Below are 20,249 nucleotides of genomic sequence, written 5' to 3' on the forward strand. Positions count from 1 at the left end.
ATTACGTGAGCAAGCGGCTCAACGCCAAGATTGCGCGGTTCAATAGAGCAATTCGCGGATTCTCTTCGGACTCACCTTCACCGCGGTTCCGAGCGTCTGCGCGTACACCTGCACCGCAAGCTCCTGCACCATCCACTGCGCGCGCTCGAGTCGGGCCCACCGGGCGCCATCCCACGGAAGCGAGGATGCGGCCTCGATGGCGTCTTCGACCTCGAAAGAAACCTGCTGCAACTGCCAAGCAGCCCGCTGGTCGGCACCCGGTCGGGCTACCCGCCTGTGAGCGGCAGCCAGGTAACGGTCCAAATGCGGCAGGGCGAAAGTGGGGGTGCGGGCGATGAATCCGGGGAATATCAGCTGGTTTTGCTGGGCCTTCACCTCGGTTAGCACATCGAGCATGGACAGCTGGTTGGCGCTGCGTATCGCCTTGTCCAGCCGCCCGTTGGCTGCCAGGGCGCGGGCCACCTGCCCCATGATCTGGTACACGCGGTCTTCTAACTTGTCGCGCATCCAGGTGCCTACCTGCTCGAATGTGTCCTTGGTGCGCGGCAGGCCGCCCGGCATTTCGGAGAAGGAGCCCGCCTGCGGTGCCTCGTCCAGCAGTGCTGCTACCGCCGCCCACTGCGCATCCGCCACCATCTCCTCGGTAGAGAGGTAGGGAGACTGGGCTAGGGCTGCCGCTTCGCTGCCACGCCACCTGGTGGTAATGCGCTTGGTAGGCAAGCTCAGCTGCTGCACGTAAAGTCGAATGAGGCCAAGGCGATGCTCGCGTTCCCGGATGGAATTTTCTGCGAGCAAACGCAGCGCTACCTGCCCCTTAGCGGTGTTGCCCACCCCGGTGCCGGGGGTGTCAGCCAGGTCTTCGCGCACGGGAGCATAGGGGTCGACCAGCGAGGGGTAGGCGCGCACAGTCATACTTGCTCCCGTGGTGACCACCGAATCGGGGAGGGCGTGCTGACTTGGCCAGGAGGAAAGCCCTTCCTCTTCTTTGATGCTGGGCCCCTTTACCACCTTGGGAGCAGGCAGCTTGGGCTTCTTCTTGCCCTTCTTCTTTGCGCGCGGGTCGACCATCCCGGCCTCGGCCATCGCCCGGGCCACCGCCCCGGAGACCGCTGAGCGCACCGCCGCGGACGCTTTCGTATCCAGCGTGCGCTGCAGATAGACCAGCTCCCTAGAGGTTGCTAGCTGCTGCCCATTTTGCGTGACAACGAAGCGCATGCGTAGGTGGTCGGGCAGGGATTCGATCGCCATGTCAATGTCTGTGGCCGGCACGTCTACAGCCTTTACTGCACGCAGCCCGGCGCGTAGGGCCACGGCCAGGTCGCCCTCGCCAGCTTTGATGCGGGTTTCTTGCGGCTGGGTCTTTGCGTCTTTTTGCGGCTGGGTCTTTGCGTCTTTTTGTGGCTGGGGCTTCGGCTTGGGCTCGATGCCTGCCCACGACGCCAGCCTGGCCATGGATTGGTCGAGGGCGGCCGCCTGCTTCTGCGCGAAGGTCGAGGCCGCTTCTTTGGAAGTCTTGCCGTCAGAACGAATCCACTTTGCCACCGCAGCGCCCACGTCCGGGGCGGGCACTAGTTCGCGGCGTACCGCCTTGGGCAGCGAGCGCACAATGCCGGTGCACAGCTGATCTAAGAAGCCGGGGACTAGCCACTGAAATTCTTGTTCCTCAAGGCGGGGCAGTACCTCTAGGGGAACCGTCAGGGTTACCCCATCGGCCGGGTCACCCGGAGCAAACACGTAGGTGAGTGGCAAGGCAATGTCGCCCAGCTGCCACCTGTCGGGGAAGGCATTCTTGTCGAGGGCGGGGGCATCCTCGGTCTCGTCGGCCTGCCCGCCACGCGGCAACACGTCTGCCATGCCGTAGGTTAGGTAGTCGCTCTGGCGCCGGCGCGCCCCCTTCCACCACCTGTCGAAGCTGACCTGGTCGGTAACGTCTAGGGGGAGTCGATCTTCAAAGAAGGAAACAAGGGCGTCGTCGCTGGCCACTAGGCCCACTTCGCGGCGGCGGCGTTCCACCTCGTAGGCGCGGTCTAAGACCCTGGCGTTGGCGCGCACGAAACGGTGCCGGCTGTTCCACTCGCCCTCTACAAGGGCTTTGCGAATAAACATTTCCCGCGCCAGTGCCAGCATCTGTTGTGCCTTGGCAGGGTCTGTAGTCTGTCTTGCGGCTGTTGCTAAACGTACCTTTCGGTCGGCAACAATGGTCATGCCGTAAAGCGTTACTTTTTCCGTAACTACCGCGCTACCAGCAGATTTAGACCATACAGGGTCCCCAAAGCTACATTGGGAAAGGTGGGTGGCCACGGGCTCGATCCATTCGGGGCGGATGGCCGCGGCAGTGCGCGCGAACAACCGGGAAGTTTCCACCAACTCGGCTGCCATAACCCACTCTGGGTGGCTGCCGCGAAGGCCGGAACCAGGCCACAGTACGAACTTTGTGCCGCGGGCGCCTTCGTACACCTTGTGGGGAGCCACCCACATGCCCAAGTTGGACAGTAGGCCGGTAAGGATGGATTGGTGAATCGAGTCCGCGTCAGTAGTGGTGGGGCCTGCCGTCAGCTCGACGCACGCCTTTGCTACCGCATCGTTTAACTCGGGGCTGGCGGGGGTAGCGCCGGCGGTGTACGCGGCAAGATCTGCCGGGTCGGGCATGGCCAGCTTGTGGACCTTCAGGTGAATATCGCGAGCCATCTGTCGTAGCTGGGTAACCACGTCCTGCCACTCGCGAATGCGCAGGAAGTGCAGGTACTCCTTGCGAGCGCTACGGCGGAAAGCTGAATTAGATAATTCGCGCGACAGGGTGCGCACATACCGCCACATGTTCAGGTAGGTGATGAAGTCACTCTTGCGATCCGCCAGACGGCGGTGCTTTGCATCCGAGGCTTCTTGCGCATCGGCGGGGCGCTCGCGGATGTCTTGCATGGAAAGAGCCGCAATGATGACCAGCACCTCTGAGGCGCAGCCGCGTTGTTCAGCTTCCAGTAGCATCCGCCCCAGGCGCGGATCTATAGGCAGCCTAGACAGGCGCCGACCAATGTTGGTTAGCGTGCCCTCGCGAGTAAAGGCCCCAACTTCGTAGAGCAGCTGGGTGCCGTCGCGCACTGCCTTGCGCTCGGGTGGGTCGATGAACGGAAAATCCTCGACTTTGCCCAGTCCAAGCGAGGCCATCTGCAAGATCACCGCCGCTAGGGAGGTGCGCAAAATTTCGGGTTCGGTGAACTCGGGGCGGGCGTTGAAGTCCTCCTCGGAATACAGCCTTATGGCTACCCCCGGCGCCAGTCGTCCGCATCGTCCAGAACGCTGGTTGGCGCTAGCTTGCGAGACGGGTTCGATGGGCAGGCGCTGCACCTTGGTGCGACTTGAATACCTGGAAATGCGCGCGAGGCCCGGGTCTATCACGTAGCGGATGCCCGGCACGGTAAGGGAGGTCTCGGCGACGTTCGTGGCCAACACGATTCGGCGGCGCGAGTGGGGGGCGAAAATTTTGCGCTGTTCGGCGGCCGACAGGCGAGAAAATAGCGGTAGCACTTCGACCGCGCAGCCGGCGGATAAATGCCTCAGGTGATCTTCCAGTGCCTCCTGCGTTTCGCGAATATCGCGTTCACCTGGCAGGAACACCAAGATGTCGCGCGGGCCCGAGTCGCCCGGTTCGTCCAGCAGCTCGTCTACTGCCTCTATAATGCCTGTCACCTGGTCGATCGGCTCGGCCTCTACGTGAATATCGCCGCCGTCTTCGACTAGGTTTTCAATTTCCAGAGGGCGGTAGCGCACCTCCACGGGGAAGGTGCGGCCCGATACGTCCAGGACGGGGGCGGGCTTGTCAGTGCCGAAGGCCTCGGCAAAACGCTCCGAGTCGATCGTGGCCGAGGTGATGATGACCTTCAGATCCGGGCGGGCAGGCAGGAGCCGAGCCAAATACCCCAGAATGAAGTCGATATTGAGGGAGCGCTCGTGTGCTTCGTCGACGATGATCGTGTCGTAGCGGCGAAGCATCGGGTCAGTTTGAATTTCCGCCAGCAAAATGCCGTCGGTCATCAATTTGATCAAGGTCTTATCTGACACTTTGTCAGTAAAACGGACTTGGAAACCGACTGTTTCCCCAAGCGGGGTGCCTAGTTCGTCGCTAATGCGCTCAGCCACCGTGCGGGCAGCGAGCCGCCGTGGCTGGGTGTGGCCAATCATTCCGGTAATGCCGCGCCCCAGCTCCAAGCAGATCTTGGGCAGCTGCGTTGTCTTGCCCGAACCGGTCTGCCCGGACAGTATGACAACCTGGTTTTCCGATATGGCCTTGGCAATATCGTCCCGCCTGCTACTTACAGGCAGCTGGGCGGGGTAAGTAATTGTTGGGACTGAGGCCCGGCGGGCCGAAAGCAACTGATCCGAAAACGGTTTGAAACCACGTGCGGGCCTGCGCCCTCGCCGTTCTTTATGAGGCTTTGCTTTCTTCTGAGTCACCGAACAATCCTAACGTCAGTTGCCCTCCTGGCAGTGAGCCACCTGGTAGTGGCGCACCACTGGGGTCTTGGCCACCTTGCGGGCGGGCCCGCCCTCTTCATCTGCCTTGTGCCCGTGCGAAGCGCTGAAGTGGTGGGAGTGAATCCACGCCTCGTAGGACTTCTCGTTGGCCCACCGGGTCACTACCAGCCATCGGTCATCAGCCGGATCTGTGGGTTGCAACAGATCGAAGCCCTCGAAACCTTCCAGGTCCCCCATACGTGAACCGTTCGCCTTGAAGCGGGCGGCGACGGCCTGTGCGTCCTCGGGATGAATACTGATTTCGTTCGTTACCACAATGCTCATGGCACGAGCTTAGCGCCTACTTTGCGGGCGCGTGCAGGCGAAGCCAGTCAAGACACTTGGCGCGCAGGGCAGCCGCCCCCGACTCGGGTGCCGAAGGTCCAGCTCCGAAATTTGCTTCGCGCATCACTTCCAGCCGCGAGCCGTCAGGCAACAAGGCCGCCAGCTGAGTTGTAGATTCTACCATGCCCTCGTCCTGATCAGTCCCGTCGTGAATGAGCAGCACCGGGCAAGTCACCTCGGTGGCCAGCTTTTGCGTGTCCACAATGGTCAGATCCGCCAGGGTTTGCTTAGAAATCAGGTAGTGGTCGCGTTCGCCCTCGGAACCGGGGATGATCGTGTGGCCAACAATCTCTAGTTGGTCAAGCTGATCCGAAGAGAAGACGGCGCTCCAATCCATCAGCGTCGACCCCGAAATTGGGCCAGTTAGGATCATGGTTGCTGCCGGCAGTGGGACGGCCCGAAGCGAGGCGGTAGCCCCGTACCCGTGAGCATGCACAATAACCTGCTTCACCCCGTTATCCAGGAGCCAGCTACAGACGGACTGAATATCCTCGGCGCTGTTGTCGCTAGTTAGCACATCATCGTCGGATTGGCCGCATCCAGAAAGATCAAAAGCCATGGTTTGGTATCCGGCTCCGCGGTAAGCAGCGCTCAGGAAATCAAACCAGCCGGCTGAATGGCGGTCGCCCAAAAATGAGTGCACGAGCACCACACAAATGTCGCAAGAGTCTACTGGCGCAACCCAATCGCCTGCCAGCTTCTTCCCACGTGGGGTCATAATCTGCACTTCGCTCACGGGCATAACGGTAGCAAGGCAACCTTAAAGGTTGAAGAAAAAATCCTAGGATTCGTATTGCCGAGAGCGGATTCGCCGCATTCTCGGCCCGAATACCTAAAGGTGACCGCCATGTGGACACTTTTACAGGAGTGTAGAAGAGCTAATTATCCAGCAAAAACACCGTCTGAGGTGCGAAGGGTTCTAAATTTCGGTTGCGCACGCCGCCGCGGGCGCTCTAAGCTACGAGTCAAATAGCCATCCAGAGCGGCCGAGAGATCTGGCTTGTTGACGCCGCAGCAACCCTTTAGCGGGTGCTAATGCCAGTTTCGATGGGAGAGACTAATGACCACGGCCCACCTCTACAAGGGTTACAAACCAGGCCAGCAAGTAGCGCATCCGACCGTTTCTTTCGAACTGTTCCCCCCGCGCTCAGCCTCGAAACTTTCCTCCATTTGGGCCGGAGTGGACCGCCTTATTGCAGCCGCCCCCGACTACGTTTCGGTAACTTACGGGGCTTCCGGTGCCAAAGTGGACACCCGCGACACTTCCGTGCGAGTACTGACTCGCGTCCTCGACCGCCACCCCGGTCTACCAGCGGTATCGCACTTGACCTGCGTGGGAGCCACCCGCGGCCAACTAGCAATGACCATCCGCCTGCTTTTGCGCGCGGGCATCCGCGATTTCTTGGCGCTGCGCGGGGACCCGCCAGCAGGGCAGAGCGAATTTGAAGTAGTACCGGGAGGGCTGGCTTCAGCAGCCGAACTGGTTGCCCTGATTCGCGAAATTGCGGCGGACACGCTCCCAGACGGCGTGGGCGCGGGACCAAACGGGGCCGGCGCCGACAGTGCTCCCAACCCGAAAAACTACGTGTCGATTGCCGTTGCGGCATACCCCGCCTCCTCTGGCGAATACCGGCGCAACGACATTGCCGCCCTGCTGGAAAAGGAACTAGCCGGCGCCGACTATGCCATCACCCAGGTTTTCTACGACCCGGACGAATACGCCTCGCTGGTACGCGAGCTGACCATTGCCGGTGGCCGCCTGCCGATCGTGCCCGGCATTATTCCGCTGACAGACCTGAAGCGCCTGAACGCCCTCGAAAAGATTGCGGGCGTTACTGTTCCCGAAGAAGTATCGCGCACCCTGCAAATCACGGATGCGCGCGAACGCGTAGCCAAATCCCTTCGCGCTACCTTGAACCTAATAGACGGGGTCTTGGCCGCTGGTGCGCCCGGAGTGCACCTGTATACCTTCAACAGGCCACGCCCCGCCCTCGACGTTGTCGAATATGTGCGGGCCTCAGGCTACCGCAACGGCCGAATGCCCAAGCGCGGTGAGATCGACACCGAGCTTGTTGACCTAGCACTGCATCGGCTAACGCCCAGCAACTAAAACACCGCGCGTCCCCCTGCAGCGGTGAACTACACCCAAAATCGCGACAAACCTACGTTAAATCGACAAAATTATCTGAAAAATTCTAAGGATTACCATGACTGAACAGCACTTCCCCTCCGCCTCCATCCTTGGTTACCCCCGCATCGGGGTACACCGCGAACTGAAGCGCGTGCTAGAAGATTTTTGGTCCGGCAAGACTAGTGGCGTGCAGCTGGTGGCAACTGCCAATCAGCTGCGATGTTCGCGCACTGAACGCCTCCATTCTCTGGGGCTAACCGAGGCCGGTTCCATTCCAGAAGACTTCTCTTACTACGACCAGGTGCTCGACATTATTGCGGCAACCGGTGCGGTACCGACCCGCTTTAGCGAGGAACGCAAGGCATTGGCGGCGGCAGGCCCGGACCTGTGGCATGCCTCCGACAGTTCCACGACCGCCGCGTTGGAAGCACTATTTACCATTGCTCGCGGTGAGGGCGCCCGCCCAGCCTTAGAGATGACTAAGTGGTTCGACTCGAACTACCACTACCTGGTTCCTGAAATCGGGCCGGAAACCAAATTCGAGTGGCTCGGCTCTACCCGTTCCCGCGCCGCCGCGCTGCTAGGAGAGGGTGTCCGCCCGGTTCTGGTAGGCCCCGTCACCTTCCTGCTGCTATCCAAGCCGTCGGAAGAAGCCGGCGAGGACTACGACATTCTGGCTCGCCTGCCCGAGGTACTTTCTGTCTACGAAGCACTGATCGACGACCTGGTTTCCGCCGGTGCCTCCTGGGTGCAATTTGACGAGCCGGCGCTGACCTCGGACCGCTGGGCATACTCGCGCGAACGCATCATTGCCGCCCTGACTGAATCCTACGAGCGACTGTCCGTTCGCGGAGCAAGCCTGCTGGTGGCGCTCACTTACGGGCATGCCTTCGATGCGGTAGAAGCGCTCGCGGCCACCAAGGTGCAGGCTGTGGCAATTGACCTGGTCAAGGGCAAGACCCCGGATGCGCAGACGCTAGCCGCATGGAACAAAGCTTGGGCGGGGAGGACGATTGCTGCCGGCATCGTGTCTGGCCGGAACGTGTGGCGCACAAACCTGCGTGCCGCCCTCGGCCAGCTGCGCGAATTGAAGGAAAACCTGGGGCAGGTACACCTGGCGGTGACTACTTCGACCTCGCTGCAGCACGTTCCGATCGATGTTGAAAAGGAAACGAAACTGGACCCGCAGGTGGCCTCCTGGTTGGCGTTTGCGGACCAGAAGGTAGAAGAAGTAGTTGCCCTGGCCAAGGGGCTTGAAGAGGGCGACGAAGCCATCGAGGCCGAACTTGCCGCCTCGGATGCGGCCGTTGAGTCGCGCCAGTCCCACCCGGGGGTGCGGCGGGCCGAAGTGCGCGAGCGTACCGCTGCCGTCACCGCTGCGGACCGCGAACGTGCACCCTACGCTGAACGTGCCGCCCAGCAGGCTGAACGACTGCACCTGCCGGTGCTGCCTACCACCACTATCGGTTCCTTCCCCCAGACGGTAGAGATCCGCAAAGCAAGGGCTGCCCACCGCCGCGGCGAACTGTCTGCAGCCGACTACGAGCAGGCAATGAAGGCCGAGATCGAACACGTAGTGCGCGTGCAGGAACGCATTGGGCTGGACGTGCTGGTGCACGGCGAGGCCGAACGCAACGACATGGTGCAGTACTTCGCGGAAAACCTAGAAGGCTTTGCCACCACCGTGAACGGCTGGGTACAGTCCTACGGTTCCCGGTGCACCAGGCCGTCGATCCTGTGGGGCGACGTGGTGCGTCCTGCGCCGATCACCGTAAAGTGGTCCTCCTACGCCCAGTCGCTTACCGACAAGCCGCTGAAGGGCATGCTGACCGGCCCGGTTACGATCATGGCCTGGTCGTTTGTGCGTGACGACGAGGCTCCCGGTGAGGTCGCAGACCAGATCGGCCTAGCACTGCGTGACGAAATTGCTGACCTGGAAGAAGCCGGCATCCCCGTGGTGCAGGTGGACGAACCTGCAATCCGCGAATTGCTGCCGCTGCGCAAGGAGAACGAAGAGGAATACCTCCAGTGGTCGGTAGGCGCATTCCGCCTGGCCACCGGCGGTGCCCAATCCAAGACTCAGGTGCACACCCACCTGTGCTACTCGGATTTCAAGACCGTCATCGACGCGGTAGACCGGCTGGACGCGGATGTCACCTCCATCGAGGCATCGCGTTCACGCATGGAAATCCTGCCCGCCATCCGCGAGCGCGGCTTCGAACGCGGCCTCGGCCCCGGCGTGTGGGACATTCACAGCCCGCGCGTACCGCAGGTTGAGGAAATAGTGCGACTGCTTCAGGCAGCCGTGTCCGGCCTCGGTATCGAAAAGCTGTGGGGGAACCCCGACTGTGGGCTGAAGACTCGAGCTTACACGGAAACCATTCCTTCTCTTGAAAACCTGGTAGCAGCCGCAAAGCAGGTGCGTCAGCGCCACCAGTAGGTTGTTGTGGTAGCAAGCGGGCGGTGTCCTTCCCTGAGGATGCCGCCCGCTTATTTGATTCTTCCGCGATCAGGAAGGCTCGCGGGCCGAATCTCTGCCACCAAGACTGGCTATCGGTATCGCCCTCACTTTTGGCGATGTCGAGGACGGGCGGCGTGGACGTAACATAGCGCCATGACTCATTCGCATAGGGCTGAGGGCGCCCCTGTAATATCCCACAAATATGCTTCTCATCTGCACGCTCACGCACATATGTCGGCCGCTCGAGCGAACGCTTCGACCTCGCCGGTGGCAAAATGGATGCTGCTCACCATACTGGGCGTAATTGCGATTGCGACCCTGGTGGGCTTGGTGGTGCTGTGGCCGAATGGGGCGCAAACCCAGGCGCTGCGGCAGGTACAGAAGAATTATCTGCTGGCGCCCACAGCCACCCTCGAAACGGTGCAAGTTGCCGGCCTGGATGGCAGTTGTGCAGAATCTTCCGTACGGCCCGAGGGCGAAGCTTCGGCCACTCCTTCAGCTTCTGCCGGGGAGAACGCGCCAGATTCGGTGGCCACCTCCCCGGCGGCAAAATGCCAACTGGCCCGCATAACAGTTTTGACTGGCCAGGATAAGGGGAAAACCAATCAGCTGCGTCTGGCTGGGCCAGCTGCCAGCGCCGGTATTAGCCCCGGTGACAGTCTGTCGGTAATGCGACTCGATACCCCGGCTGGCCCGCAGTATTCCTTCATGGGCGTGTACCGCACCCACATGATTGGCGTCTTCGCAGCCCTATTCGCCCTCGTAGTCCTGGCAGTGGCGCGCTGGAAGGGGCTATTCGCCCTGATAGGGCTGGCGATCGCAGGTGCCGTCCTCCTGCTGTTCATGCTGCCATCGTTGGTGTGTGGCAATCCTGGAGTGTGGGTGGGCCTCGTCGCCGGGGCTGCCATCATGTTCGTCGTCGTGTTTATAGCGCACGGTTTCTCGTTACGCACATGCGCGGCGTTGGCGGGAACGCTCGGAGCGCTCGCCATTTCCACGGGCCTTGGCGCTATTGCGGTTTACGCCGGTCGGCTGTCCGGGTTCACCGACGAAACGGAACTGGGACTGGCTGCGCGCGTGCCCGGGCTGGATTTTCGGCAATTGGCGGTGGCCGCCCTCGTATTGGCCGGGGTGGGCGTGCTGAACGACGTGACTATCACCCAGGCCTCTGCCGTGTGGGAGCTACGCGCGGCGGCACCGCACTATTCGCGATGGGCGCTGTATCGGGCGGGCATGCGCATTGGCCGCGACCATATTGCCTCTACTATTTACACGATCGTGTTTGCCTATGCGGGGGCGGCGCTTTCCACCCTGCTGCTGCTGGTTATGTTCTACAACCAGTCGCTGGCCTCGCTGCTTGCCTCAGAGGACATTGGCGCCGAGGCGTTGCGGACGCTCGCGTCGGTGACAGGGCTGGTCATAGCGGTACCTCTTACTACGGCTATTGCTGCGGCGGCGGTAAAGAGGGCCGACTTGCCTGCACAAAGTGCGCTGCCGGGCCGACCGGGGCATTCCCGCTAGCCCAGATTGCGCGCAGCGGGCGCCGCAGCCGGTGGGCGTGTGCCACTGCGACTTCCACGATCGTGCCCTGTGCGAGGGCGGGCGCGGCGCTGCGTTTAGAGATTACGGACGGCCCTGCCCCGGCAGTGACTGATCCGATCACCGCCGCGTTTGAGGAAGCCACCATGGCGGGGGCGGTGATTGGGAAATCGGCCAGGGCAAGTTCAAGCACTTGGCGGGTGCCTGATCCTTGTTCGCGCACAACTAGTGGGGTACCCGCCAGCTGTTTTAGCGATACGGGTGAGCGGCGGTGAGCCCACGGGTGAGCGGCAGGGCAGATCAGTATTAGCTGGTCGTGCCCTATTAGTTGAGTGTGTAGCCCGGGGCGGACCGTGGCGGATTCGATTAGTCCCAGGCGGGTGTCACCGGCCAGGATGCGATCCATGATGGTGGTGGAATTGGCAACCTCCATGTGGACGCTCACCTGCGGGTATGCGGCTTGGAAGCGGGCGAGCCAGGCGGGTGCGTAGCTTTCGGCAATAGTTTGGGAAGCCAGCACCCCTAGCTTGTTGTGTACGGCGTGGTCTAGCGATGCCATAGCTGCTTCGAATTCGCCGGCGGCGGCCAAAAGAGGGCGTGCCCAGCCGGCTACCAGGGTGCCGGTCGAGGTCAGTTTGGACCCGGAAGAGGAGCGCACCAGCAGAGGGCGGCCAATCTGGCGTTCCAAGCGGGCTAGAGCACGCGAAGCGTTGGGTTGGGCCAGTTGCAGGGAGGTGGCGGCTTTTGAAAGGCTCCCCAGCTGTTCAACTCGCACTAGCAGGTCCAAGAGCTGCAGGTTCGGCATAGGCATATCAAAACTATATGGCAGTGGTGTAAAAATGAGTATTCCATCCCCGCCCCCGGTGACCGATAGTTAGGGTTGTGAATGCTGTTGCTACAAAAACAAAAGAAATAATTAAGAAGAAAAAACGTTATCGCGTCCGCGAATTCCTGCCCGGCCTAGCGTTTACCGGTGGAATCACCCTAGCGTCCATGGCGATAAATAAGGTCGTTCCTCTAGCTAGCGCACTGCTCATAGCCATTGCCCTCGGCGTGATCGTGGCGAATACCAGGCCGGTGCCCGAACGCTTCGGTCCCGGCATAGCGCTGTCGGCAAAGCGCCTGCTGCGCCTGGGAATCGTGCTGTTGGGCCTGCAAATCTCGCTAGCCACCCTGGCCGCCCTCGGCTGGAAGCGCCTGCTTTTGGTAGTCGTGATCGTGACGGTCGGGGTCACCTCGACCATGCTGATCGGCCGCGCAATGGGAATGCCGATGCCGCTCGTGGGCGTCATCGCGTGCGGCTTTTCTATTTGTGGCGCCGCGGCCGTGGCCGGCTCGAAGGATGTGGTGCGCTCCTCGAAGGATCAAACCGCTACCGCGCTCGCCCTCGTAGTCGTATATGGCACTATCTGCATTCCCGTGCTGCCTGTACTGGCGGGGCTGTTCGGCCTCGATCCCGTGACGGCAGGCATCTGGGCGGGCGGATCCATCCATGAAGTAGCGCAGGTGGTGGCTGCCGGCGCCGCGATGGGGGAGAAGGCCCTGGCCACCGCCGTTGCGGTGAAGTTGGCGCGCGTGATCTGCCTGGCCGGTGTCGTCGCCGTCCTCGGCGTCCTGTTCCGGAAGAACGGGCAGGGTTCGGACAAAGCTGCACCACTAGTGCCCCTGTTTGTGGTCGGCTTCCTGGCCATGGTGATCCTAGGGTCCGTGATCAGCCTGCCAGCCAGTGTCCTAGCCGGCGCGAAAGTGGTGCAGACTGCCGCGCTCACAATGGCGATGGCCGGGCTTGGCCTAGGCATCCGCGTTCCCGAACTGATCAAAGTGGGCCCCAAACCCGTCCTCTTAGGGCTGATCGCAACCGTGGTCGTATCTACGGTGTCACTGGGCGGATCCCTTATTATCTAACCTAAATTTTGCCCGAGGGCGAGCCACTTCCGGCGCCCTCGGTCTTCGATCCAGCTTGTATGTCTTCCGCGGGCTGAATCACACTTTACTAGCCTAATTTGGGCGGAAAACGCCCTCTCCTGCGGCAAAAGTGTTTCGCGGGTTACCTAGAAGTAAAGTTCGCCCTCCCTAGTTTTCCTTGCACCCGGTAAGGTTGTTTTTGGCTGACATAGGAGGAAAGATGAAGAAGTTTACTTTGGGACTGCTTGGCTTGGGCGCCGGTGTCTACTTTGCTCGCCGCGAGATGCGAAATAATCCGTCCGGGCCGGTTGCTCGTGGCGTACACGCCGTAGCGGACAACCCGAAGGTGCGCGAAGTGTCCGAACAGGCCTCCCGGAAGATCAACCAGGTCGTGTCTGAGCAGGGGCAGAAGGTGACCGACAAGGTTGCCGATCACATCAAGGACCGCCTGTTTACCCCTCCGGCCCAGCAGGGCGGGCAGGCCCCCCAGTACGTTGACGTCGAGGTCGAAGAAGTTTCCGAGCAGAAGTAAGCGGACGTGGAATCACCTACTAATGCTGAGATAAAGAAGTGGCGGCGGCATCTTGCCAGCGAAAGGCAGGAGGCCGCCACCTATTCTTATTTGGCGGGAAAACGCTCCGGAGTCGAGCGGGAAGTGCTGTTGAAGCTGGCTAAAGCTGAGCAGCGACACGAACAGTACTGGTTGGACAAACTGGGCTTGCACGCCTACCCGGCGCCTATTCCGCCGTTGCGCACGCGCATCATGGCGGCCTTGGCGCGCACGTTCGGATCCGTGTTTGTGCTAGCCCTGGCCCAGTCTGCCGAAGAAAGGCAGGCAGCCAGCGAGCCGGAGACGCCCGCGCAGATTAGTGCGGACGAACGCGTCCATTCCGAGGTAGTGCGGGCCCTGGCGGGCCGCTCTCGCATGCGCATGGCGGGTACCTTCCGTGCCGCGGTGTTCGGGATGAACGACGGGCTGGTGTCGAATCTTGCCCTGCTGCTGGGGGTTGCCGCCGCCGGGGTCAGTGGTTCCACAATTTTGATCACCGGCCTTTCGGGGCTGTTAGCCGGCGCGCTGTCAATGGGTGCTGGCGAGTACGTGTCCGTGCGCTCGCAGCGCGAGCTGCTGGAGGCGTCCAACCCGTCTCCCGCCACGGCTGAGGCGGTACCGGAGCTGGATTTGGAAAGTAACGAGCTCGCCCTCGTCTTCCGCGCCCGCGGTATGGAACCTGACCAGGCCGAAGAGCGGGCCCGCAAGATGGTGACGCAGATTGAGGCTGCTCGGCTGGCGGAAGAAACTCAGACTGATGGGTTCGAAGAGGTCGGGGATGGGTGGAAGGCTGCCCTGTCTTCCTTCCTATTCTTCTCGGCCGGAGCCATTGTCCCAATCATTCCATTCCTGCTGCCGGTTTCGCGCGGGTCAGCTATGGCGGCGGCTGTGTGCCTGGTAGGGGTCGCGCTGCTTATCACTGGCGGTTTAGTTGGTTTGCTATCGGGGGCAAGGCCGGCACCGCGAGCACTGCGGCAGCTGGCAATTGGTCTGGGAGCGGCAGCCGTGACGTTCGTTATTGGTGCGCTCACGGGCAGCTAAGCGCGGTACGTATAGCAAAGGCGGTGCGGATCCCTAAGTGGGGTCGCACCGCCCTATTTATTGGCGTCCGCTACCGCCGGCACGCTAGTGGCGCGGCGGGAAAATCTGGGGTTGGTTCTGAGCAGCCTTGAGCTGACGCGCCTCGTTGCCCTCGATAATGATGGCGGCCAGGACCCCGCCTACGGCCCCTAGCAGGTGGCCCTGCCAAGATACGTCGGCGCGGGGGATCAGGCTGAACAGCATTGAGGATCCGTAGAAGATCCCGACGGCGACCGCGACGCCGATGCGGCCCGCCCTCTGGCTGGAGTTCTTTTCCACAATGGCGGCTGTGATCAGGTAGCCGAAGTAGGCGAACACGACACCGGAAGCACCCACGGTCACGGAATTTTGTGGCGAAAGTAGCCACACGCCGAGGCCTCCAACAACGGTGCCGGCCAGGGATACCCACAGGTAGCGGGCCTGACCTTCCTTGGAAATAAGGGTTCCTAGGATTAGGAACGGCCAGGTGTTATTCATTATGTGGGGGAAGTTTAGGTGTTCGAACGAGTAGGTGAAAATGTTCCACAGCGAGGACATGCGGCCGGCATGAATCCCCAGTAAGGCGGTCAAATCGATTCGCGTGACGGACTCAAAAATATATATGCCCCACATGAACGCGAGTAGTACCAGGACGGGCACGGCGGCCTGTTTCAGGGACCGATTCTGTTGGTAGGCCGGCCCAGAAAGTGCCTGATCGACCGGTTGCACGTTGAAGCGTGCCGTGTTGAACGGGTCGATTGGGGCTTTTTGTTTGGGGTCCCAGTTTGCCGGGCCCGAGTTATCCCAGTTAGATATGCGCATGTTTAAACCATAGCGGCAAATCGCTAAAATCAGGGTGATAGATAGCTACAAGCTAAAGCGGCGGCGCTTGGAAATGAGGATGAAATGACTCGGATCATGTTGGCTGGCTTTGATGCCAAAGCCGATGGGAATATTACGCAGAAGTTGGTGGAGGCCCTGGATGGGCGCCACGAGGTAGTGCCGCTCATTCTGCCGCAGGAGGCACAGGGCGCGCGAGCCCTACTGAAAGAGGTAGCTGACAACACTGCGCCCGACATCATTGTGACTTTGGGGTTCGTTGGCGCTGAGCAGCCGATTGCCGTAGAGCGCTTGGGCGTAAACCTGCTTGACGTTGCGCAGGGGGATGACCAGTACGCGAGCGCCGAGTTGCTTGACGCGGACGGGCCGACCGCCCGGTTGGCAACACTGCCATGGCGCGATATCGTGCACCAGCTTTCTGGTGAAGGGTATGCAGTGCGGGCATCGTTGAGCGCGGAGGCCGAATTCCAGAACGCGGCGCTTTATGCGGCCCTCGAATACACTCACGACCACGAGGGCACCATTGGTGGCATGATTCGATTCCCAAGCGTTGGCGAGGACGAGTTTGAGGGGCAGCTGCGGGCGCTCGAGATTGCCTTGTACGAGGCCGATCGCGTCATTTGGGCAGCCAACCACCCCGAGTGATAGCTTCTGCGGCGGGCTTTAGGGCGGTTATGCGCACCCCTCAGGCTGAGTCCCGACTTTATTTCTCCCTTATCGAGCCGGTCGCATACTTGCACCCGGGATGCTGCTCGCCGACTTGCGCGAAGCGTTCAAGCCCGACCTTTCCCGTGAGAGGAAGGCCGGGCCTGTAGCCGATATGTCGGAAAGCCGAAACAGTTAGCGGGACCTGCGCCGATTTTGGTGCCGCCAATGTCTAAGGCGGCTACCCTAGTCATCCAGGAGTCCTGTCTGGACCAGAATTTGGCGCACTAACTGCAAGTTCTTTCCTTCAAGCGCATTGACCGGGTCCGGCATCGTGTTGGAGGTGAACACTCCGAGCAACTTCATGGCTGTCTTGAATGCCCTAACCCCGGCGCCGAAGCCGGATACTCCTTCGACGACGCTAGTGATGCGCATGAGTTCTGCTAAGCGTTCCTGTTCTGCCCGGACCGTTTGCCAGTCACCTTGTTGGTATGCCTGTCATTGGCGGACGTAACCATGCGGGGCAATGTTGCCTAAGCCGGGAACCGAACCGTCTGGCCCGGACATGTATACCCCGTCGACTACTACTTCATGGCCGGTAAACAGTGCGAGTGGGTGCCCCGCCTTGTCGTTGTCAGCAACCAGGAAGCGGAATGCTACGTCATCGCCCGAAGAGTCTTTTACGCCTGCGATTACCCCTTCCTTACCGAGCTTGATTAGAAAGTCCCCAGGAAGTTTTACGTGTACGCAAACGGGGATGTCGTAGGCGAAAATGGGCAGATCGATAGCCTGGTGGATTAGCCTGAAATGCCGTTCAATCTCGCTTTGCCGCCGAGGGCGTAGAACGGTGCGGTAGCTACTATTGCGTCGTAGCCGAGTTCCTTTGCCATTTTTGCGTGTGCATTACTCCCGCGTCGATCATCCTGTCTATTGATTTCTTGAAGCTCTTAGTATCAAGCTGGCCGGATTCTGTAAGGGGAGTAACTACCGGTGGGATGACACCGCTGAACTTGGTCATTATTGGTTCCTTCTAACGCGAGGACCCGTAGCAGGGGAAATCTTGGGGTGCCGCCTGAGGGTTTCTGAGCTACCGGCCTGGGATGTTGCACGGCTATCGAACACCGCTGTTCGATAGGTAGGTTGTCTGACAAATTGGTAGAGTGAACTTGCCTTCACCGCTGGGCTGGTGACGCGCGAAGAAGAAAGAGAATGATATTCCTATGAAAAAGCACGCCTGAGGTTCTGTCCTCGCTGCCCCCATCGTTGACCGGGCACGAACAAACGAAACTTGAGCAACGTTTTGCTTCGCGCACCGATTCGGCGATTGACGCAGTTCAGCAGTACATCATTTCTCAAGAATTAGGGCCCGGAGACCCGTTGCCCACAGAGGCGGAGTTGTGCAAGTTACTGGGTATGTCGCGCTCCTCGGTGGGTAAGGATTCGCTGTCGACGTTAGACGAGGTCGTAACTTTGCGTAAGTACCTTGACTTGGGGGTGGGCCAAGAGCTGATTCACGTCAATCAGACGCAAAACGCTGTAACCGGGCATTTGCGCCAGCTAGTGGCAAAGATGGTAAAGAAATCGGCGGCAGGAAAGGCATATATCAGGGAAGATATCGCTTTCCATAGGGGGCTCATCGCCTGCCTGGATAACAAGCTGCTAGACGAAACGATGAGTGCCATGTGGATGATCCACATGGCGGTCGTCCCCTCGCTGCCGGCAGATCTAGACGGGTTGGTAGCCACTGCAAGGGCCCATGGGGCGATGCTAGAAGCCATCGAGAAGGGGGACGTGCAGGCGTACAATCGCGCTGTCGAAGACCACTACCAGCCGCTGCGCTCCCGTATGAGTATTGCGGAAAAGAAGTAGAAACCTCCGGGCTTGTTTTTTGGGGGGTCGCAAGGCGGCCCACTATTTGGCTACGGGGGTCGGTTAGGCTCGCGAAACTTCCCCTGGTTTCGCGTCGGCGGTTGCTGCCTAGCTTTACCAAGGCTTAGACGCGCCGGCCGTCCCTGCCGAGGTCGACGCCCTCTAGGTGCTGAATGTCAGTCCAGCGCCACGCCTGCTGTTTCGCGGGCGCGGGTGAACAGGAATCCGCCAACGAACAGCAAGATGCCAAAGAGAAGGAAGGGGATGAAAACGATCTGCGGGGTTAGCTTGCTGGATCCGATCATCCATCCGACCAAGTAGGGGCCCATAATTTTAGCGGTGGCACCAATGCCATAAGTCATTCCCACGCCCGTGGAACGTGCGGCGGCGGGGAATTGCTCTGCCCCGAAAGCGTTCAGGAACCCGAAGGAGCCGTCCCCGAAGGTCATGGCAAGGAGGATGCCGCCGAAGAAAATCAGTCCGGCAGCATGAGTGCTCACCATTCCGGAATCTGCGGCTTTCGCAGAGAAGGCAGCGATCAGGCAGCCGGTTCCGCCTAGCCATCCCCAGATCAGCAGGGTGCGTCGCCGCCCAATCCGATCCGACATCCACGCTCCCAACAATCGGCCAGCCAGGTCCACTGCGGATACGCCCATGAACATGTACACGACGGTGCCGGTGTCGAAATTGAAGGATTCACCAAGTAAAGTCTGCCCCCATGACTGGATGGTGAAGCAGCCGAGCAGGAAGCAAAAAGAGGCGGCGGCGATGATGACCAGCTCGCGCGGGTATTTGCGCACGATAAGCGCGTAGGAAGTCTTTTCTTTAGCCGGGGGTACTTCGACTGTTCCGACTTGCTTATGGGGAATCTGCATTGCCCATGCGTACGCGTCACGGGCGGCGTCGTACTTCCCTCGCGTGGCCAGGAAGCGAGGCGACTCGGGTACGGAGTATCCCCACAGCAAAATCACGATGGGGGTGCAGCCGAGGGCAATGAGCCCCTTCCAGCCGAAAGGCTCGGCGAACAGCTTTGTTGCCAGTGACCCCAAGAATAGTCCCAGCGGGATGAATACCGATGTTAGTCCTGCAAGGAGGCCGCGTTGGCGGGCGGGGACGAATTCTTGCACGAACGGTAAGGAGGTGATGTTGAGCCCGCCCACGCCGACGCACACGCCCACGCGGTAGAGGCTCAGCAGGTGCCACTGTCCGGGTTGAATCGTCAGGGTTGCTGCCGTGAAAGCGACCATTACTACGATGCACCACATGAATGCGTGGCGACGACCAAAGTGGTCGGCCATGCGTCCCCACACCAGTGACCCGAGGACGGTGCCCACCCCCGAAGATGCAGCAATAATACCCGCCTGTAGCCCGGTGAGGTCCCACCCGGGCGTCCGCATGAGCAAGGCGATAACGAAGCCGATCAAAAAGAGGTCGAAAAATTCGCAAATGTTACCCGCGATAGTTAGGCCAATCAGCGATTTCTGGTTGCGCGTAAGTGGGCGAGTGTCTATCTGCTCGGCTGCGGTTGGCTTTTGTGTCACTCTCCAATAATGTCCCCCACCTTGCATTACTTGCACGGTGGGGGACCAAATGCGCGAAACTTCACCGCGCGGTGGCTACTTTGCGTCCTCCCGCCAGGCTTGTTTGTATTCGGCTTTATTTTCGAGCTTGGCCGCAGCATTGTTGTTTAGGAACAACACCACATTGGGGTGCTTTTGCAGGATTGAGGCGGGGCAGTTTTCGCTTACTTCGCCCTCGACCAGGGCGTGCACGGCCTCAGCTTTAGCAGGACCGGTGGCCAGCAGCACGATCACGCGGGCGTCCATAATGGTGCCGAGCCCCTGGGTCACGCAGTGGGTAGGCACGGAGCCCGGTTCGTCGCCGAAGAAGCGGGCGTTGTCAGCGCGGGTCTGTTCGGTAAGGGCGCCAGAGTGGGTGCGTGAGGTGAAGGGTTCGCCGGGCTCGTTGAAGCCAATGTGACCGTTGGCCCCTAGCCCGAGGATCTGCAGGTCAATGCCACCCGCGTCAGCGATGTCCTTTTCGTATGCGGCTGCAGCCTGCTCGGGGTCGCCCCCATTTGCTAGGGGAGTGTGCAAAGCGTCCTCGCTTAGACCAGTTTTGTCGTCGCCAACTAGTTCGTAGCGGAGCACGTTGCGATAGCGCTGCGGGTCCTCGGAACCAATTTCGACGTATTCGTCGAGGGCGAATGCCTGCGCGTCCGAAAGGTCAAATTCGCCGCGATTATAAGCAGCACGAAGACGCAGGTACAACGGGAGCGGGGTGGAACCGGTGGCCACGCCTAGGTTTCCGCCCTTTGGGAAATTATTAATGATGAACTGCGCGGCTGCGTCGCACGCGTCCAGTGTGGTGTTGAAAATGCCTATGCGCATCGT

At 60.6% G+C, this 20,249-nt stretch carries 15 protein-coding genes, 1 pseudogene and 1 riboswitch; of the genes and pseudogenes, 8 read left to right on the forward strand and 8 right to left on the reverse strand.

Translation table 11 applies throughout. The features are described from left to right. Positions 1-39: 39 nt before the first annotated feature. The 3 genes from hrpA to QP400_RS02545 are packed head-to-tail and all read right to left on the reverse strand — an operon-like array spanning position 40 to position 5,593. Positions 40-4,452, reverse strand: a complete 4,413-nt coding sequence (gene hrpA, locus QP400_RS02535; RefSeq protein WP_285462488.1) for an ATP-dependent RNA helicase HrpA — start codon at positions 4,450-4,452, stop codon at positions 40-42. A 15-nt stretch (positions 4,453-4,467) separates the two neighbouring features. Next, positions 4,468-4,797, reverse strand: a complete 330-nt coding sequence (locus tag QP400_RS02540; protein WP_048708112.1) for an antibiotic biosynthesis monooxygenase family protein — start codon at positions 4,795-4,797, stop codon at positions 4,468-4,470. Between the two features lie 16 nt (positions 4,798-4,813). Further along, complete coding sequence (locus QP400_RS02545; RefSeq protein WP_040315471.1) at positions 4,814-5,593, reverse strand: alpha/beta hydrolase; 780 nt, start codon at positions 5,591-5,593, stop codon at positions 4,814-4,816. Positions 5,594-5,827: 234 nt separating this feature from the next. Then, a riboswitch (SAM riboswitch) is annotated at positions 5,828-5,911 on the forward strand. Between the two features lie 6 nt (positions 5,912-5,917). Here QP400_RS02545 and QP400_RS02550 point away from each other — a divergent pair. The 3 genes from QP400_RS02550 (at position 5,918) to QP400_RS02560 (ending at position 10,970) form a co-directional block, all read left to right on the forward strand. Continuing rightward, positions 5,918-6,967: a methylenetetrahydrofolate reductase gene (locus QP400_RS02550; protein WP_070424943.1), complete on the forward strand. Its 1,050-nt coding sequence runs from the start codon at positions 5,918-5,920 to the stop codon at positions 6,965-6,967. 97 nt (positions 6,968-7,064) lie between these two features. Next, positions 7,065-9,428, forward strand: a complete 2,364-nt coding sequence (gene metE / locus QP400_RS02555) for a 5-methyltetrahydropteroyltriglutamate--homocysteine S-methyltransferase (protein ID WP_004808079.1) — start codon at positions 7,065-7,067, stop codon at positions 9,426-9,428. 174 nt (positions 9,429-9,602) lie between these two features. Continuing rightward, positions 9,603-10,970, forward strand: a complete 1,368-nt coding sequence (locus tag QP400_RS02560; protein ID WP_196793473.1) for a YibE/F family protein — start codon at positions 9,603-9,605, stop codon at positions 10,968-10,970. Here QP400_RS02560 and QP400_RS02565 read toward each other — a convergent pair. Further along, positions 10,891-11,799: a LysR substrate-binding domain-containing protein gene (locus tag QP400_RS02565; RefSeq protein WP_040315410.1), complete on the reverse strand. Its 909-nt coding sequence runs from the start codon at positions 11,797-11,799 to the stop codon at positions 10,891-10,893. The genes QP400_RS02560 and QP400_RS02565 overlap by 80 nt on opposite strands. A gap of 71 nt (positions 11,800-11,870) precedes the next feature. On the opposite strand from QP400_RS02565, the gene QP400_RS02570 reads away from it, so the two are divergent. The 3 genes from QP400_RS02570 (at position 11,871) to QP400_RS02580 (ending at position 14,484) form a co-directional block, all read left to right on the forward strand. Next, the gene (locus QP400_RS02570; RefSeq protein ID WP_004808085.1) at positions 11,871-12,893 is read left to right on the forward strand and encodes a YeiH family protein; all 1,023 of its coding nucleotides are present in this window, start codon (positions 11,871-11,873) and stop codon (positions 12,891-12,893) included. Between the two features lie 220 nt (positions 12,894-13,113). Further along, entirely contained in the window at positions 13,114-13,425 is a 312-nt protein-coding gene (locus tag QP400_RS02575) for a hypothetical protein (protein WP_004808086.1), read from the forward strand. A 6-nt stretch (positions 13,426-13,431) separates the two neighbouring features. After that, positions 13,432-14,484 (forward strand): VIT1/CCC1 transporter family protein, encoded by a 1,053-nt coding sequence (locus tag QP400_RS02580; RefSeq protein ID WP_004808088.1) that lies wholly within the window; start codon positions 13,432-13,434, stop codon positions 14,482-14,484. Positions 14,485-14,568: 84 nt separating this feature from the next. Here the strand turns inward: QP400_RS02580 and QP400_RS02585 are convergent, their stop codons facing one another. After that, on the reverse strand, positions 14,569-15,324 hold the full coding sequence (locus QP400_RS02585; protein ID WP_004808091.1) for a rhomboid family intramembrane serine protease: 756 nt from the start codon (positions 15,322-15,324) through the stop codon (positions 14,569-14,571). Between the two features lie 84 nt (positions 15,325-15,408). Here QP400_RS02585 and QP400_RS02590 point away from each other — a divergent pair, with 84 nt between their 5' ends. Next, a complete protein-coding gene (locus tag QP400_RS02590; protein ID WP_004808093.1) occupies positions 15,409-15,987 on the forward strand; it encodes a pyroglutamyl-peptidase I family protein in 579 nt (192 codons plus the stop codon). A gap of 246 nt (positions 15,988-16,233) precedes the next feature. On the opposite strand, the pseudogene QP400_RS02595 reads toward QP400_RS02590, so the two are convergent. Continuing rightward, positions 16,234-17,008: pseudogene (locus QP400_RS02595) on the reverse strand (dihydrodipicolinate synthase family protein). Positions 17,009-17,250: 242 nt separating this feature from the next. Here QP400_RS02595 and QP400_RS02600 point away from each other — a divergent pair. Continuing rightward, positions 17,251-17,856, forward strand: a complete 606-nt coding sequence (locus QP400_RS02600) for a FadR/GntR family transcriptional regulator (RefSeq protein ID WP_004808100.1) — start codon at positions 17,251-17,253, stop codon at positions 17,854-17,856. A 176-nt stretch (positions 17,857-18,032) separates the two neighbouring features. Here the strand turns inward: QP400_RS02600 and QP400_RS02605 are convergent, their stop codons facing one another. Further along, the gene (locus QP400_RS02605) at positions 18,033-19,397 is read right to left on the reverse strand and encodes an MFS transporter (RefSeq protein ID WP_004808102.1); all 1,365 of its coding nucleotides are present in this window, start codon (positions 19,395-19,397) and stop codon (positions 18,033-18,035) included. A 75-nt stretch (positions 19,398-19,472) separates the two neighbouring features. Beyond that, positions 19,473-20,246 (reverse strand): glucosamine-6-phosphate deaminase, encoded by a 774-nt coding sequence (locus tag QP400_RS02610; protein WP_004808104.1) that lies wholly within the window; start codon positions 20,244-20,246, stop codon positions 19,473-19,475. Positions 20,247-20,249 lie beyond the last annotated feature (3 nt).

Source organism: Winkia sp. UMB3158, assembly GCF_030217145.1.
In the GTDB taxonomy this organism is placed as follows: domain Bacteria; phylum Actinomycetota; class Actinomycetes; order Actinomycetales; family Actinomycetaceae; genus Winkia; species Winkia anitrata.

Bases quoted from the DNA above. Each gene is read 5' to 3' on its own strand.
- metE (WP_004808079.1), top strand. From the start codon at position 7,065: ATGACTGAACAGCACTTCCCCTCCGCCTCCATCCTTGGTTACCCCCGC.
- QP400_RS02575 (WP_004808086.1), top strand. From the start codon at position 13,114: ATGAAGAAGTTTACTTTGGGACTGCTTGGCTTGGGCGCCGGTGTCTAC.
- QP400_RS02565 (WP_040315410.1), bottom strand. From the start codon at position 11,799: ATGCCTATGCCGAACCTGCAGCTCTTGGACCTGCTAGTGCGAGTTGAA.
- QP400_RS02590 (WP_004808093.1), top strand. From the start codon at position 15,409: ATGACTCGGATCATGTTGGCTGGCTTTGATGCCAAAGCCGATGGGAAT.
- QP400_RS02550 (WP_070424943.1), top strand. From the start codon at position 5,918: ATGACCACGGCCCACCTCTACAAGGGTTACAAACCAGGCCAGCAAGTA.
- QP400_RS02585 (WP_004808091.1), bottom strand. From the start codon at position 15,324: ATGCGCATATCTAACTGGGATAACTCGGGCCCGGCAAACTGGGACCCC.
- QP400_RS02540 (WP_048708112.1), bottom strand. From the start codon at position 4,797: ATGAGCATTGTGGTAACGAACGAAATCAGTATTCATCCCGAGGACGCA.
- QP400_RS02610 (WP_004808104.1), bottom strand. From the start codon at position 20,246: ATGCGCATAGGCATTTTCAACACCACACTGGACGCGTGCGACGCAGCC.
- QP400_RS02560 (WP_196793473.1), top strand. From the start codon at position 9,603: ATGACTCATTCGCATAGGGCTGAGGGCGCCCCTGTAATATCCCACAAA.